This is a genomic window from Rhodothermales bacterium, from assembly GCA_041391505.1.
Lineage (GTDB): Bacteria > Bacteroidota > Rhodothermia > Rhodothermales > JAHQVL01 > JAWKNW01.
This window is the reverse complement of record JAWKNW010000024.1, coordinates 24,758-39,115: the sequence shown is the minus strand read 5'-3', so window position 1 is coordinate 39,115 and position 14,358 is coordinate 24,758. Positions and strand designations below refer to the sequence as shown.

Genomic DNA, 14,358 nt, shown 5'->3' with positions numbered 1-14,358 from the left:
CGGTGGAGCGAGTGAGAAACTCGAAAGGACCATGCAGGTTGCATACTGACCAATCTAGCCCCCAGGTGGCGCGGATACGGCCTGCTTTTTGTGTGGCCTGTCGGCGACATGAATCGCCCTCCTGGTTATCCGTACGATTGCGGTATTTCGGAACGCCTGCCACAGGCCGTATCTCAGCAAATGATTGATCCTGTCATCCGAACTCCGCCCCTTTACACCCGCTAATAGAGCTTTCGCTCTGGACCGATGAAAAAGATTCGTTTGTTCTCCTTACCGCTCGCTGTGTTGTTGACGATTGGCCTGATGCCGGCACGCGAGGCGGCCGGCCAGCTGGGCGCTTCGGTCGGCGTGAACTACAGCAAGCTCTCCGACATCAATCTCGGCAGTGGATCGACGCGCTTCCAGGATGCGTCGGGCTGGCACGCCGAAGTCTGGTTCGACATGAACGTCGGCCCGCTGTCGATGCGTCCCGGTCTTCGCTACGTCCAGGCCGGCAGCGTCTTCGAGTTTGCCAACGACGCGAATACCAGTTTCCGGGATAACTTCAACGTGAACATGTTCGAGGTGCCGCTGGATTTCCGTTTCCGTTTCAACATGGAAATTGCCACGCCGTACGTGGCCGTGGGCCCTGTGCTGCGGTTTCCGTCCGCGGCGAGAGGCAGCGTGAGCGGGATGAAGTCGATGAACGTCGCCGGCGGCTTTGGCGTCGGCCTCGAAATGAACCTCGGCGCCGTGTTGCTCTATCCCGAACTCAAGTTCACCTTCGGCATCACGCCGTTTACGGAACAGACGTTCGAAATCGAAAATATCGCGTTTACGACCGACGACAACCAGCAGCTCAACGGCGTCATGCTGCGTCTGGGCATCGGGTTCAAGCAGCGCTGATCGCATAGGCCGCCCGGAAGGGCTCAGGGCCGGTGGGATCCGTCACCAACAGAAAAGCCTCGAGGTTCTGCTGAACCTCGAGGCTTTTTCGTACCCGTCCGGGTGCGTTCTTTCAGTAACAGATCTTGCGCGCGCTCCGCATGGCCCCCCAAATCCACGTCAACTGATGCAGGATACCAGGATGCAGGATCACGATCAAACGCACGTTTTTTCTGTTATATCCTGTATCCCGCATCCTGCATCCCGCATCCTGCATCCCGCATCCCGCATCTAGTATCCCACATCCCGCATCCAGCAATCGCTTCGCTGACGCGCGTAACGTCAATCCGTACGGATCGGGTCGCGGTGTGGCGGACCGGCAGAAGGAGCCCGGGAAAGCCGTTTACGAGATCCCTTCGAAGAACCGGAATCGGCGCTCGTCGAGCCTGTAATGTTCGGGCGGGCGGATCGGCGTCAGGCCACGGGCCCAGACGGGCTCGCGCCGGCCGATCATCGATTGCTGGCTGTAAAAGTGTAAGGTTTCGGCCGAGAACGGGCGATACTGGGGGCGGGCATGGCGCACGTAGTACGCGATGCTGAGCGCGCGCTGCCACCCGGACTCATCGTGCTGGAGCGCGAGCGAGGAGTAATAGGGCGCCTCGGGCGATTCGCTGTTGAATGCGCTGAACTGGAAGGGGTCGAGGACGACTTCCTTGTAGGAGGTTTTGCCCCGATACCCAATTTCCACGCGATTCCGGACGACCCAGGCGATCAGCTCCTGCTCTTCGGGCCGCTTGGTCTCGGAGAAGATGCACCGGGCAAGCCAGAGCGTCTCATTGTCGATGACCGAGTCCGGCACGAAAGGTAACCGGTGCGGCTGCAACTGGATGGTTCCGTCTGAAGCCTGCCAGAATGAGATCGTATCTACATTCGCGAGGGAGGATTCAGGTTCGAAGATTTCCGCTTTCGCCGTCAGCGGAACCAGCATGGTTCCGGGAGACAGATGGGAAAGCGATCCGCTGGTGCTTAATACGATGGCTAGCAGCGCTAGAACGTATATGACCGTGCGAGCTCTATGAGATGTACTCAAGGCACTGCGCAGGATGGTTTCAAAGGCCGAGAAAGATACTGGGAGCTGAAGCGGATACAACGTACTTCAGCCATGTATGGCGGCGTACAAAGAGTTGTCGAAGGATTTAGCAGATATCATGCCGACTTCACTATGAGCCTGCACAACGAAGCAGAACCGCGAGGGTTTCATCGCCGGCGGCTCAGCACGGGTCTCATCCTGGGAGACGAACGGGTGGATTCGTGCTCTTCGAGATTCCCGTTTGAACGGCTCGTGAATCTGATCGGTGTCGAACCGGGCAGGGTTCGGAAAGCGAGTCCCGCATTTCGATATTGCCCGTCACATCGACATCTAACGTCAAAACACACATGACAAAACACATGTTTCGCATACTGTGTGAAGAAAAAATCCCGTACGCCCGGGAAGCGTTCTCGAGCCTGGGTGAGGTCTCCACGCTTCCCGTACACGATATAGTGCGCGATGCGCTCCGGGAAACCGACATCCTGCTCGTTCGCAGCGGCACGCGCATCGACGCGGCCCTGCTGGATGGCACGCCGGTTCGGTATGTAGCCACGGCGACGGCCGGCACGGACCACGTCGATCGCGACTACCTCGCCGCGCGCCACATTCCTTTCGCGCACGCCCCCGGATGCAACGCCGACGCGGTCGTCGAATACGTCATCGCCGCCCTGTATCATCTGGGGCGGACGAAGCAGGCGGCGCTGGCCGGCAAGACGATCGGGATCGTCGGGTGCGGCCATGTGGGTGGCCGGCTCGCCGCGCGGCTGCCGGCGCTCGGGCTCAACGTGCTGTGCTGCGACCCTCCGCTGGCCGAGGCCGGCTCGCCGATGGCCCTGCACGCGTATGAGGCGGTGCTGGAGGCGGCGGACATCCTCACCTTTCACACGCCCCTCGTGCGCGACGGCGCGTATCCCACCTATCATCTCCTGGATGCGTCCGGCATGCAGCGCATGAAGCCGGGGGCGTGGCTGATCAACGCGTCGCGGGGTCCGGTGGTCGACGGCCGGGCCCTCGAAGCCGCCATCGACGCCGGCCGATTCGGGGCCGTGGTCCTGGACGTTTGGGAAGGCGAGCCGGAGGTGCGTCTGGACCTCATGCGCAAGGTCGATCTGGCCACGCCGCATATCGCCGGCCATTCGTTCGAAGGCAAGGTGAACGGCACCATCATGCTCTACGAGGCGCTTCAGCAGTATCTGGGGATGTCCGGGACCTGGCAGGTGGAGGATGTGCTCGCGCCCGGGCCGGGCGATCACCTCGAACTCGCCTGGCCGGCCGCCGCCGGCGAGGCGGCGTTGCACGACCTCGTGCACCAGATGTACGACATCACCGCGGATGACCGCACATTCCGCACGGCCTACGACCTCCCCGCCGATGCGCAGGGCGCCTTTTTTCGTCGCTTGCGCAAGGACTATCCCCGCCGGCGCACGTTCGCCATGTTCACCGTCGCGCCCGGGACGCAGGACGCCGCGACGCGCCGCGCGCTGCGCGACGGGCTGCGCGTGCAGGTGAGCGCCGGGGCCTGACGTTCCGGGGGCTACGCGTCGAAGCCGAACGAGCGCAGAAAGGTGTCGTTGCTGCGCCAGCGGTCGCGCACCTTGACGTGAAGCTGCATGTATACGGGCCGGCCGGTGAAGGCCTCAATATCCTTCCGGGCCGCGATGCCGATGCGTTTCAGCGCGCTCCCTCCCTTGCCGATCAGGATGGCCTTCTGCGAATCACGCTCGACGACGATTTCGGCGTGGAGGAGGTCTTTCTGCCCTTCCCGCTCTTCGTAGTTCACGACGTTGACCTGGGTGGAGTAGGGGACCTCCTGGCTGTATTTCATGAAGATCTTCTCCCGGATGATCTCCGCGATAAAGAACCGTTCCGGGTGTTCGCTCAACTGGTCCTTGGGGTAGAAGGGCGGTCCCTCCGGCAGGTAGGAGACGAGTTTATCCAGCATCGAGGCGAGGTTGAAGCCTTTCAGCGCCGAGATGGGGAAGACCTCCTTGAACGGATACGCGTTCAGATAGGCCTGGGCCAGCGGCAGCGCGTCTTCCTGGCGGATGAGGTCTACCTTGTTCAGCAGCAGGAAGCTGGGGCGTTCGCCGACGAAGGACAGGCTGAGCGAGTCCGGCGTGTCGCGCGTCGCATCCGCCATGAACAGCAGGATGTCGGCGTCGGAAATCGCCTGGCGGACGTTGCGCATCATGGCTTCCTGGAGGCGGTAGCGCGGTTCGATGATGCCCGGCGTGTCGAGCAGCACGATCTGGTACGCCGGCGCCGAGAGGATGCCCAGGATGCGGTGACGGGTCGTCTGCGGTTTGGGGGTGACGATCGACAGCTTCTGCCCGACGAGGGCGTTGATGAGGGTGCTTTTGCCGACGTTCGGTTGTCCGATCAGCGCGACATAACCGCTGCGATGTCCGGCGGGGATGTCATCGGAGAAAAGGGGTGGGGATTCCATGCAGGTCAGATCGGATGATTAGGATTTTACGACGCGAAGCATTTCGCGGACGGCCTCTTCGAAGCCAACGAGCACCGCGCGGGCGACGACCGCAAACCCGATCGAGACTTCGTGCAGGTGGGGCACGGTGTTTTTGAACAGGGTGAAGTTGTGATAGTCGAGCCCGTGGCCGGCGTGGACGCGCAGGCCCAGGGCGTGGGCCTGTTCCGCGGCGGTGGCCAGGCGGGTCGCCTCGGCGAGCCGGGCCGCGGCCGTCGCGGCGTTTGCATAGTCGCCGGTATGCAATTCGATGCAGTTGGCGCCGGCGCGGGCCGAGGCCTCGATCTGCTCCGGCACCGGGTCCACGAAGTACGCCACTTCCTCGATGCCGGCGTCGTAAAGACGCCCGGTTACGCCGCGCAGCCGCTCCAGATGCCCCAGCACGTCGATCCCTCCCTCGGTGGTGATTTCCTGGCGTTTTTCGGGCACCAGCGTCGCGAGATGGGGCTTGATTTCACAACAAAGCGCGACAATCTCGTCATTCGTCGAAAGTTCAAAATCAAGCTTGGTCGTCACCGTTTCCTTGAGCAGGCGAACGTCCCGATCGGTGATATGGCGGCGGTCTTCGCGCGGGTGGAAGACGATGCCGTCTGCGCCGGCCTTTTCGGCGAGAATAGCGGCATGAACAGGGTCAGGAAACCGTTCCTGGCGCGCGTTGCGGAGCGTGGCCACGTGGTCGATGTTGATCAGCAGGCGGGTCGGTTCGGCGGTGGTGCGGTGTGGCATCGGGTGAGCAACTTATGAGCGGGACAGGGGTCCTTGCTAGCGAAACGCTGGGTGAAACCCGCATCGGGCGTGCTTTGTTTTGGGGGCGCGAGACATCACCCGTTGCACGAGGTTGCATTTAGGAGGGGCGCAGCCTATTTTCTCGCTCACCATTTGCATCTTGGCGACTCACACCCCTTACCACTACTATCCCACCGGGTACAGAGAAGACGCGTTATGGCTTCTAAGAGCCTCCGAACGGGCCTGCAGTTGTTGCTTTGGCTGTTGATTATCAGTATGTCCTATGTCTTGTTTCGCTCGATCACCGAGCCGTACAAGATCGTTGAGCAGAAGGCGCGCGTGACGCAGCTGACGCGTCAGCGCATGGACCAGATCCGGCAGGTTGCGATTCAATACGAAACGCGCCACGATCGTTTTCCGATGACGCTGGATACGCTGGTGATGTTCGCCGGCACGGATTCCGCCTTCCAGAGCGTCCGGAGTCAGTTGCTGAAAGGATTGCCGGTCGACTCGCTCATGTACTCGCCGCGTACGGGCAAGATGTTTACGTACACGGCAAACGACACGTCCCGCGTAAAAACGTATCTCCTGGTAGACCCCGATTCCGACGACCGGATCGGTACCCTGGATGCCGATATCACCCTGCTGAACGCGGCCAGCTGGGAATAAGCAGCCCGTACTCCGCCCGGAGCATTTCCTGGGGGTGGCGTGGGGCGCGTAGAGACTGGGAATGGAAGCTCTCATTCAAGCTGCCGTCGATATCCACGACGCAACGCTGCGCTATGCAGAGATCGAACGTTCCGGCGCTTCGTTCCGCCTGCTGAAACTGGGCAGCTGCGAGTTCGATTTCGACATGATGCGCGAGCTGTCGAACGGCGCGCAGTCGGTCTATCTGGATACGCTCTCCGAAGCCCTGCACGACGTATTTGCGCAGACGGAAGCGTCGGACTTGCACGTCGTCCTGCATCCCCCGCATTGCTACTCCTTTTTTACGCCGCTGCTCGTCGACATGAACGAGGAGGAGCGGAAGGGGCGGCTTCAGGAAGAAGCGACGATGCTCACGTCGGGCGACAGCCCGATGCCCCTGCACCTGACGGCGGATGTCGTGTTTACCGAATCGCTCGCCTCGGGCAAAACGGTCGAGTGGTTTCACGTGCTGGGGATGCGCGAACTGCTGCATAGCCGTTTCGACCGCATCCTTCGTACGCTGCCCCACCGTCGGTACCGTTTTAATCTGAGCACGCGCGGCGCGGCCCGCGTCATCGAGTCGCTGCAGAGCGGGCCCCGGTACGAGTCCGCCGATCGCACGGCGTTCAGCCTGGCCGTCGGCTTCTACGAGCGCCACGTGGAGTACACGATCTGCCGGCAGCATCGCTGGTACTACAGCCACTATGCCGAGGCCGGCGCGCCGGCCGACGCCGTCTATTACGCCCTCGCCCTGCTCAAACGCCTCCAGGTGCCCCGCGCCTCCGTGCGCGATCTGTTTACCTATGGATCCGGGCCGCATCACGCGGAGGCGATTTCGTTGCTGAGCGACGTGTTTCAGACGCCCTGCCTCCCGCTCAATCCCATCGACGTCGTGGAGCTGGAAGGCCGGCGGCCCGGCGACGGTTTTGCCGCCGAAGCCTACGCGCCGTGCATCGGCGCGGCGCTCTGACGACATCGGCCTCTTTCACGTTCATCTTCCGACACCCGTGCCAGGATTGCGCATCATAGGCGGCCGCTTGCGCCGGCGCATCTTCAGCGCCCCCAAAGGACACCTCACCCGTCCCACGTCGGATCGCGCCAAGGAATCCATTTTTAACATGGTCGAGGCGCGCCTCGATCTGGACGATGCCCACGTGCTGGACCTCTTCGCCGGCACGGGCTCCCTCGGCTTCGAGGCGCTCAGCCGGGGCGCCGCCTCCGCGACGTTTGTCGAGCAGCAGGCGCAGGTGATGAAATGCCTGCAGGAAAACGCCGCGTCGCTGGACCTCACGGACGCCTGTGTCTTCGTCCGCGCCGACGTGCTGCCTTACCTCAAGAACCAGTCGGGGCCGCCCTACGAGCTGGTGCTGGCCGATCCGCCGTACGATCTCGACACCCTGCCCCGCCTGCCGGACCTCATCGTTCCCCTCTTGGAGCCCGGCGGACTGCTGGTGCTGGAGCATGACAGCCGGCACCGGTTCGACGATCACCCCGCGTTCGAGCTTTCCCGCGCGTACGGACGCACGACCGTGAGCCTCTTCAACGCGCACGAACCCGCCTGACCGGAACGCCATGGCGCTCGCTCTTTTCCCCGGCACCTTCGATCCGTTTACGTTCGGCCACCTCGACGTGCTCGAACGCGCGTTGCGCATTTTTGACGAGGTCGAAGTCACCGTCGCCATCAACAGCAGCAAGGCCCCGCTGTTCGGGATCGAGGAGCGCTGCGAACTGATCGCCGCCTCCACGACACACCTCCGCGGGGTGACGGTCGCCCCGTTCGAGGGGTTGATCGTGGATCGCGCCCGTTCGCGCGGCGCCGCCGCCCTCGTGCGCGGGTTGCGCCAGGTGAGCGATTTTGACTATGAGTTCCGCCTGGCCGCGGCGAACCGCCGGCTCTTCCCCGCGCTCGAGACGGTCTTTATCATGCCGTCAGAAGAAAATCTCTTGATAAATGCGACTTTTGTGCGCGATATCCACCGATGGAAGGGGGAGCTTGCATCCTTTGTCCCGCCCCCGGTGTTAGAAGCGATGCGCAATAAGCCGCCCAGAACACCCTGATTCGTCCAAACTCACCGATGTCCATGTCCGCACCCGCCCTAACGTTTAATCCCCGCGTCGCCGCGATGCAGCCTTCTGCCACGCTGGCGATGACCGCCAAGGCCCTCGAGTTGAAGCGCGCCGGCAAACCGGTGATCGGATTGAGCGCCGGGGAGCCCGACTTCGACACGCCGGCGCCGATCGGGGACGCCGCCGTGCAGGCCATCCGCGAAGGGTTTACCCGCTACACGCACGAGATGGGCACGCCCGAGCTGCGCGAGCGCATCGCGGCCAAACTCGAAAAGGACAACGGACTCCATTATCCCCCCGAACAGATCATCTGTTCGAACGGCGCCAAGCAGTCGGTCGCCCTCGCGATTTCCGTCCTGTGCCGGCCGGGCGATGAGGTCCTCATCCCTGCTCCGTACTGGGTCAGCTATCCGGAGATGACGCGTTTCGCCGGCGCCGAACCCGTGGTCATCCCCACGACGGTCGAGCAGGAGTACCGGCTCACGCCCGAAGCCCTGGAGGCGGCGATCACGCCCCGGACGCGGCTGCTGATCCTGTGTTCGCCTTCCAACCCGACCGGGTCGGTCTATTCGCCGGCCGAGCTCGAGGCCCTGGCCGCGGTGCTGCGCCGGCACGAGCAGGTCTTTGTGTTGTCGGACGAGATCTACGAATACGTCATCTTCGACGCCGAGCACGTATCGTTCGCCAGCCTGCCGGGCATGAAGGCGCGCACGGTGACGGTGAACGGTTTTTCGAAAGGCTATGCCATGACGGGCTGGCGGCTGGGCTATTTCGCCGCCGAGCCGTCGATCGTGAAAGCGGCGTCGAAACTGCAGGGGCAGTTTACGTCGGCCCCGTGCAGCATCACCCAGAAAGCCGGCGTCGCCGCGCTGGAGATGTCGCACGACTCGATCGACACGATGGTGTCCGCCTTCCGCGAACGGCGCGACTATGTGCTGGCCGAATTGAACGCGATCCCGGGCGTCCGCTGCCCGAAACCGGAGGGCGCGTTTTACCTTTTCCCGAACATCGCCGCCTTTCTCGGGAAGACGGCTCCGTCGGGGCGCCGGATCGAGACGAGTGACGACCTGTGCATGTATCTCCTCGAAGAGTACCTCGTCGCGCTCGTTTCCGGGGGCGGCTTTGGCGATCCGGAGGGGATTCGCATCTCGTATGCCGCTTCGATGGACAACCTGAAAGAGGCCATGAAGCGGATCAAGGCCGGCCTGCTGGCGCTCTCCTGAACTTCTGCATATACAGGGCGTAGGCAGAAACGGTCGCGCGCGTCCATGCCCATCCCACCGTCCATGCCCGACTGACCATGGGTGAGGGAGCGGCGGCGCGGGTCGCATCGTTATCCTTATCAAGCCCGCTATCGGCTGCAACGCTTTTGGAACCGATCCCATCATCGACCGAACTTTTTGAATCGCGAAAGCAGCTGTTTCCGGGTTACCAGGAGCCGGTTTTCCCCAAGGACCGGTACTGGCTGCACCTGTTGCTGTTTGCGCTGACGCTGGTGTCGACCGTGATCGCCGGCGGGCAGCTGGTGGGGCGGTTTCTCATCTACCCGACGGCCAACCCCGACGACCCGCTCACCTGGCTACTGGATCGCCAGTTCGTGCTGGACGGGCTGCGCTTCGGGGCCTCGTTGCTGCTGTTTCTAACGATCCACGAATTCGGCCACTACATCGCGGCGCGCATTCACGGCATCAACACGTCGCTGCCCTACTACATCCCCACGTTCATTTTCGGTCTGGGGACCCTGGGCGCCGTCATCCGGATCCGCGAGCCCATTCCCGGGACGCGCAACCTGTTCGATATCGGCGTCGCCGGCCCGCTCGCCGGTTTCGTCGCGGCCCTGGGTGTGCTGCTGTACGCGTTCGCCACGCTGCCGCCGCCGTCGTATATCATGGACCTTCCCGGCCATGAGGCCCTGAAGGCGTATGTGGAGCAGAACGGCGTCTTCCCCCGGAGCAGCATGGCGCTGATGACCCCCGAGGCCGACACACTCACCATCGTGGTCGGGCAGACGCCGCTGTACTGGCTGTTGTCGCAGGTCTTCGCCAACGTCCCGCCGATGGACGAGATGTACCACTATCCGATGCTCTTCGCCGGCTGGATGGGGCTGTTTTTTACGGCCCTGAATCTGCTCCCGGTCGGACAGCTCGACGGCGGACACATCATGTACACGCTGATCGGCCCCAAGTGGCATGGGCGGGTGGCGCGGCTGTTCGTGATGCTCCTGCTGATATCGGGTTCGATCGGATTTGTCCATGAAGGCTTTCCGTGGCTCGCGGAGACGTCGCCGATCCTCGGCCGGCTGGCTTGGTTCGTGCTGGCCGGCATCCTGTATTTTTATCTGTCCCGGATCTTCAAGGGCGATCACCGCCTGATCGCGCCCAGCCTGCTGAGCATCATCGCGGCGGTCGTGCTCGTGCGCGCCATCAGTGACGATGCGGCCTCGTACGGCTATACCGGCTGGTTCGTGTGGAGCCTCCTCATCGTGTTCCTGATCCGGGTGGATCATCCCCCCGTCCTCAAGCCCGAACCGCTGTCGCCGGGCCGGCGCGCGCTGGCCATCCTCAGCATCCTGATTTTCCTGCTTTGCTTCAGCTTTACGCCGCTGCGGGTTGTTTGACCGCCTGGATCATACTTCCCGGTCGGTTGGTATGAGCCGAGACCTGTGAACGCGCGTCCAGCGCTTCGCGGCATCCCCATCCTCTCTCCTCAACCGGACACGCGATGGCCTTCGTTTGCTACTGACATTTTTCTGCTACGAACCAGGCCGTTTCGCCTGGACCAGACTATGCTTTTTGCAAACCGCTTCAGGCCTTCCTACGTCGTCCTTCGTGTCGCTGCTGCCGTCATCGCGCTAGCGCTCGCCGGCTGCGACAGCGCGCCCGGTCCGTCGGACATCCAGGCGATACCGCCATCCCTCGACGCGTTCAGCTACAGCCCGCAACGGCTGAATGTGCTGGAAGCCAGCCCCGACCAGCTCGTCGACGACAACGTCCGCGTGCGCTTCAGCGTCTCCGTCGAGGCCATCGATCCCGATGGGCAGGTGGCCGAGGTCGTGATGGTCCTGCGCAGCCCCACCGTCGATGCCGAACCCGTCCTCGCCCAGAACATGAACGGCAGTGGGAACGGCACGTATGAACTGATCCGCGACATCGATCTCCCGAAAGGCGACATCGGCAACTACACCGTGCTGGTGTATGCCGTGGATGAAGACGGCCTGCTCAGCAACCAGGTGCGCGGCACCTTCGTCCTCGAGAATAAAGGGGAGCCCCCGGTGGTCGAATCGGTGGAGGCGCCGGACACGGTGCAGCGGCCGGCGGCCGGCGAACAGACACTCGTCAAGATCGTCGCCACGGTGTCCGATCCGGATGGACTCGGCAACATCAGCCGCGTGCTGCTCTGGAACACGGCGGCGCCGGGCGATCGCTTCGACCTGTTCGACGACGGCCAGGGCGGCGGCGACGAGACGGCCGGCGACGGACGCTACACGATCACCGTCCAGGTAGCCAGCGACAACACCCCGGGTCCCCGCGTGTTCGCCTTCCAGGCGATCGACCGCGCCGGCCTGGAGAGCAACATCATTGAAAAAACGATCACGATCGAATGAAGGGTTTCAGGTTGCAGGTTCGAGGTGTCAGGCGCAACGTCATCCTGATCGTGCTGATGGTCGCGGGCGCGCTGTGCGTCGCCGGCGCGCGGGCCCAGGTGCCGTCGCTCGAGGCGGCCGGCGTCCCCGGGATCGTGCGCAACAGCACGGCCAACCTGCATGCGCAGGGCGACTCGCTGTGGGTGGGCTCGTTTCTCAACCTCACCACCGACGGCGGGGCCAGCTGGTCGCTGGCGGACACCGACTCGCTCTTCGGCTCGCGCAACAGCGTCTTCTCGATCGATGTCGAAGGCCCCGTCATCTGGGTCGGTCTCGGCTATCTGAGCGACGAGGCCTCGGGCAGCTCGGAGCAGTCCGCCGGCGGTTTTCTCGTTTCGGAGGACGGCGGCCGCACCTTCGCCTATCGCTTCCCGCAGCTCGACAGCCCCGACAACGACACCGAGACCTATGGCGTCTCGACGCTGGAGGCGCTCCCCGTGATCGTACCGCAGCAGAGCCCACCGTTCGATATCGATTACGACCCCGTCACGGGCGAGCTGTGGGTGGCCGCGTGGGCGAGCGGCATCCGGCATTCGACCGATGGGGGGCGGACGTGGCAGCGCGTCGTGCTGCCGCCGGACCAGCTCGATTACATCCATCCCGATTCCAGCTACGCGTTCAAACTCGAACCCCGGCGGGGAGAGACGGGCTTTTTTAACTACCTCGGCTTTGGCGTGCTGGTCGACGAGACGGGCACCGTGTGGGCCGGCACGGTCGCCGGCGTCAACCGCTCGACGCCCGACGACGTGACGCCGTCCGGCGAGCGCGCCTGGCGCCGCTTCGCATTCGACGGCACATCCGCCGGCCTGACGGGCAACTGGGTGGTTTCGATCGAGGAGCAGCCCCTGCCCGGCCGCAACGCCATCTGGATGGCGACCTGGAACGGCAGCGACGGGCGCGGCCCCAACCAGCAGTGGGGCGTGACGGTGACGCGCGACGGCGGCGAGACGTTCGAGCAAGTGCTCACCGACGAACAGGTGTTCGATTTTGCCTTTGCCGGCGACCGGGTTTATGCCGCCGGCGAAACGGGTCTTTTTATCACCGACGACGGCGGGACGTCCTGGCGCACCGTCCGCAGCTTCGTCGATGCCGCGCAGCCCGACCGCGTCGTGCCATCGAATGTCGGCATCAACGCCGTCGAAGTGACGGCCAACGGCGACCTCTGGGTGGGCAGTACGGACGGCCTCTTCAAAAGCACCGACGGCGGCGAGACCTGGCAGGTGTTCCGCGTCGAGGTGCCGCTGCATCCGGCTACGCCCACCGAATCGATTCCCGAGGTCGACGTTTTTGCCTACCCGAACCCGTTTTCGCCACCCCAGCACCGTTTCACGCGGATCCGTTACGAGCTGGAGCGCGAGCGCGACGTGCGTATCCGCATCTTCGACTTCGAGATGAACCTGATCCGGGAGCTGGACGCGCCGGGCCAGCAGGCCGGCATCCGCGAAACCCTGTGGGACGGAGCCGATGCGCACGGGCTCCGCGTTGCCAACGGTCCGTATTTTTATGTCGTGGATACGGGCGATCGGGCCTTCCGCGGTAAAATTCTCGTTATCGAGTGAGGAGGCTGACGATTATGGCATCACACGTTTGTCATTCCGGACGGGTCCCCGAGTGCGCGGGGCGCAGTCGAGGGACCTCATCGCGTATCGCACCTACTTCGCCAACCGGCCTCCTAGCATGGATCCCCGCATGCGCGGGGATGACGAGGGTCCCCGCATGCGCGAGGATGACGATTGCGGCGATTGCGCTGCTGGTCCTCATCGGTATCCCTGCGGCGCATGGTCAGTCGGCCGGCGCGTTCGCGCGGCTCGGCTTCGGCGCGCGGGGTATGGCGATGGGCAACGCCCAGACCTCCGATGCCAACGCGAGCGCCTTCTACAATCCCGCGCTGGCGCCCTTCGCCACGCGCCAGACGCTCCAGGCGTCGGTCGCGCTGATGACCTTCGACCGCGAGTTGCAGCATCTGCAATTTTCGTCGGCGCTTCCGCCCAAGGCGGGCATCGCGATCGGGCTCATCCACGCCGGCGTGAACGACATCGACGGACGCAACGAGAGCGGCTACCACACGGAGTCCTATGCGACCGACGAATTCGCCGTTTTCCTGGCCTTCGGCCTCCGGTTTGGCGAGCGGGTCAGCGGCGGTCTCGGCTTTCAGATCTTCCGGGCGGATTACCTCAGCGAACTCGAACCGGTGAACAGCGTCGGCATCGATGTGGGCTTCACCGTGAAGGTGACCGAGGCGCTGCGCCTCGGGTTTGTGGCGGACGACCTGCTCGCCGCGTACACCTGGGATACGTCGAGCCTCTTTTCCAGCGGCGGCAAGCGGACGAGTGACGCCTTCCCGGCGCGGGTGCGGCTGAGTGGTACGTACGCCCTCGCCGGCGGCAGGGGCACGCTCTCCGCGGAGTATGAGTCGCGCGCCAGCCTCCTCGAATTGCGCTCGCGCCGCATCGAGCTGCGCGGTGGGGGGCCGGTCGAGGTGACCGACACCGAAGACCTCCGCATCCAGGAAAGCCGGTTTCGCATCGGCGGCGAATACCGCCTGATGGAGCCCTTCGCGGTGCGGGCCGGCGTCGACCGTCTCGCCGCATCCTCCAGCCGCATCCAGCCGACGGCCGGCTTCGTCCTCGAACAGCCCATCGGCAAGCTGGGCGTGTGGTTCGAATACGCCGTCGCCCTCGAGCCGTACAGCGTCGGAACGATGCACGTTATGACGTTGCGGCTGTTTTTATAATTTGTATGTAATCCCGAGCGGATACCCGCTTTTGCGGGTAGGAATCGAGGGACCTCTTGCCG

14 protein-coding genes are annotated in these 14,358 nt (G+C 63.7%); 11 read left to right on the top strand and 3 right to left on the bottom strand.

Going from position 1 to position 14,358, the window contains the following annotated elements; translation table 11 throughout:
- The first annotated feature begins 246 nt into the window (after positions 1–246).
- Positions 247–885: an outer membrane beta-barrel protein gene (locus R2834_19065; GenBank protein MEZ4702442.1), complete on the top strand. Its 639-nt coding sequence runs from the start codon at positions 247–249 to the stop codon at positions 883–885.
- 382 nt (positions 886–1,267) lie between these two features.
- On the opposite strand, the gene R2834_19060 is transcribed toward R2834_19065, so the two are convergent.
- A complete protein-coding gene (locus tag R2834_19060) occupies positions 1,268–1,852 on the bottom strand; it encodes a cell wall hydrolase (protein ID MEZ4702441.1) in 585 nt (194 codons plus the stop codon).
- Positions 1,853–2,313: 461 nt separating this feature from the next.
- On the opposite strand from R2834_19060, the gene R2834_19055 reads away from it, so the two are divergent.
- Positions 2,314–3,477 carry a 4-phosphoerythronate dehydrogenase gene (locus tag R2834_19055; protein ID MEZ4702440.1) on the top strand — a complete coding sequence of 388 codons (1,164 nt, stop codon included), beginning with the start codon at positions 2,314–2,316 and terminating at the stop codon, positions 3,475–3,477.
- Positions 3,478–3,488: 11 nt separating this feature from the next.
- Here R2834_19055 and era read toward each other — a convergent pair whose 3' ends face one another.
- Together era and R2834_19045 are read right to left on the bottom strand one after the other, a co-directional pair.
- The gene (era, locus tag R2834_19050) at positions 3,489–4,400 is read right to left on the bottom strand and encodes a GTPase Era (protein MEZ4702439.1); all 912 of its coding nucleotides are present in this window, start codon (positions 4,398–4,400) and stop codon (positions 3,489–3,491) included.
- Between the two features lie 18 nt (positions 4,401–4,418).
- Positions 4,419–5,165 (bottom strand): pyridoxine 5'-phosphate synthase, encoded by a 747-nt coding sequence (locus R2834_19045; protein MEZ4702438.1) that lies wholly within the window; start codon positions 5,163–5,165, stop codon positions 4,419–4,421.
- A gap of 276 nt (positions 5,166–5,441) precedes the next feature.
- On the opposite strand from R2834_19045, the gene R2834_19040 reads away from it, so the two are divergent.
- The 9 genes from R2834_19040 to R2834_19000 all read left to right on the top strand — a co-directional run bounded on the left by R2834_19040 (position 5,442) and on the right by R2834_19000 (position 14,296).
- Entirely contained in the window at positions 5,442–5,834 is a 393-nt protein-coding gene (locus R2834_19040; GenBank protein MEZ4702437.1) for a hypothetical protein, read from the top strand.
- Positions 5,835–5,895: 61 nt separating this feature from the next.
- On the top strand, positions 5,896–6,822 hold the full coding sequence (locus R2834_19035; protein MEZ4702436.1) for a hypothetical protein: 927 nt from the start codon (positions 5,896–5,898) through the stop codon (positions 6,820–6,822).
- Positions 6,823–6,868: 46 nt separating this feature from the next.
- The gene (rsmD, locus tag R2834_19030) at positions 6,869–7,414 is read left to right on the top strand and encodes a 16S rRNA (guanine(966)-N(2))-methyltransferase RsmD (GenBank protein MEZ4702435.1); all 546 of its coding nucleotides are present in this window, start codon (positions 6,869–6,871) and stop codon (positions 7,412–7,414) included.
- 10 nt (positions 7,415–7,424) lie between these two features.
- Positions 7,425–7,910 (top strand): pantetheine-phosphate adenylyltransferase, encoded by a 486-nt coding sequence (coaD, locus tag R2834_19025; GenBank protein MEZ4702434.1) that lies wholly within the window; start codon positions 7,425–7,427, stop codon positions 7,908–7,910.
- A gap of 23 nt (positions 7,911–7,933) precedes the next feature.
- Positions 7,934–9,142 (top strand): pyridoxal phosphate-dependent aminotransferase, encoded by a 1,209-nt coding sequence (locus R2834_19020; GenBank protein ID MEZ4702433.1) that lies wholly within the window; start codon positions 7,934–7,936, stop codon positions 9,140–9,142.
- A gap of 146 nt (positions 9,143–9,288) precedes the next feature.
- Positions 9,289–10,536 carry a site-2 protease family protein gene (locus tag R2834_19015; protein ID MEZ4702432.1) on the top strand — a complete coding sequence of 416 codons (1,248 nt, stop codon included), beginning with the start codon at positions 9,289–9,291 and terminating at the stop codon, positions 10,534–10,536.
- A 168-nt stretch (positions 10,537–10,704) separates the two neighbouring features.
- Positions 10,705–11,523 carry a hypothetical protein gene (locus R2834_19010; GenBank protein MEZ4702431.1) on the top strand — a complete coding sequence of 273 codons (819 nt, stop codon included), beginning with the start codon at positions 10,705–10,707 and terminating at the stop codon, positions 11,521–11,523.
- 56 nt (positions 11,524–11,579) lie between these two features.
- Positions 11,580–13,121 (top strand): FlgD immunoglobulin-like domain containing protein, encoded by a 1,542-nt coding sequence (locus R2834_19005; protein MEZ4702430.1) that lies wholly within the window; start codon positions 11,580–11,582, stop codon positions 13,119–13,121.
- 167 nt (positions 13,122–13,288) lie between these two features.
- Entirely contained in the window at positions 13,289–14,296 is a 1,008-nt protein-coding gene (locus R2834_19000; GenBank protein ID MEZ4702429.1) for a hypothetical protein, read from the top strand.
- Positions 14,297–14,358: the final 62 nt, after the last annotated feature.

Excerpts from the sequence above, each read along its gene's own strand:
- R2834_19065 (MEZ4702442.1), top strand. The coding sequence starts at position 247 with ATGAAAAAGATTCGTTTGTTCTCCTTACCGCTCGCTGTGTTGTTGACG.
- R2834_19060 (MEZ4702441.1), bottom strand. The coding sequence starts at position 1,852 with ATGCTGGTTCCGCTGACGGCGAAAGCGGAAATCTTCGAACCTGAATCC.
- R2834_19055 (MEZ4702440.1), top strand. The coding sequence starts at position 2,314 with ATGTTTCGCATACTGTGTGAAGAAAAAATCCCGTACGCCCGGGAAGCG.
- era (MEZ4702439.1), bottom strand. The coding sequence starts at position 4,400 with ATGGAATCCCCACCCCTTTTCTCCGATGACATCCCCGCCGGACATCGC.
- R2834_19045 (MEZ4702438.1), bottom strand. The coding sequence starts at position 5,165 with ATGCCACACCGCACCACCGCCGAACCGACCCGCCTGCTGATCAACATC.
- R2834_19040 (MEZ4702437.1), top strand. The coding sequence starts at position 5,442 with ATGTCCTATGTCTTGTTTCGCTCGATCACCGAGCCGTACAAGATCGTT.
- R2834_19035 (MEZ4702436.1), top strand. The coding sequence starts at position 5,896 with ATGGAAGCTCTCATTCAAGCTGCCGTCGATATCCACGACGCAACGCTG.
- coaD (MEZ4702434.1), top strand. The coding sequence starts at position 7,425 with ATGGCGCTCGCTCTTTTCCCCGGCACCTTCGATCCGTTTACGTTCGGC.
- R2834_19020 (MEZ4702433.1), top strand. The coding sequence starts at position 7,934 with ATGTCCGCACCCGCCCTAACGTTTAATCCCCGCGTCGCCGCGATGCAG.
- R2834_19010 (MEZ4702431.1), top strand. The coding sequence starts at position 10,705 with ATGCTTTTTGCAAACCGCTTCAGGCCTTCCTACGTCGTCCTTCGTGTC.
- R2834_19005 (MEZ4702430.1), top strand. The coding sequence starts at position 11,580 with ATGGTCGCGGGCGCGCTGTGCGTCGCCGGCGCGCGGGCCCAGGTGCCG.
- R2834_19000 (MEZ4702429.1), top strand. The coding sequence starts at position 13,289 with ATGACGATTGCGGCGATTGCGCTGCTGGTCCTCATCGGTATCCCTGCG.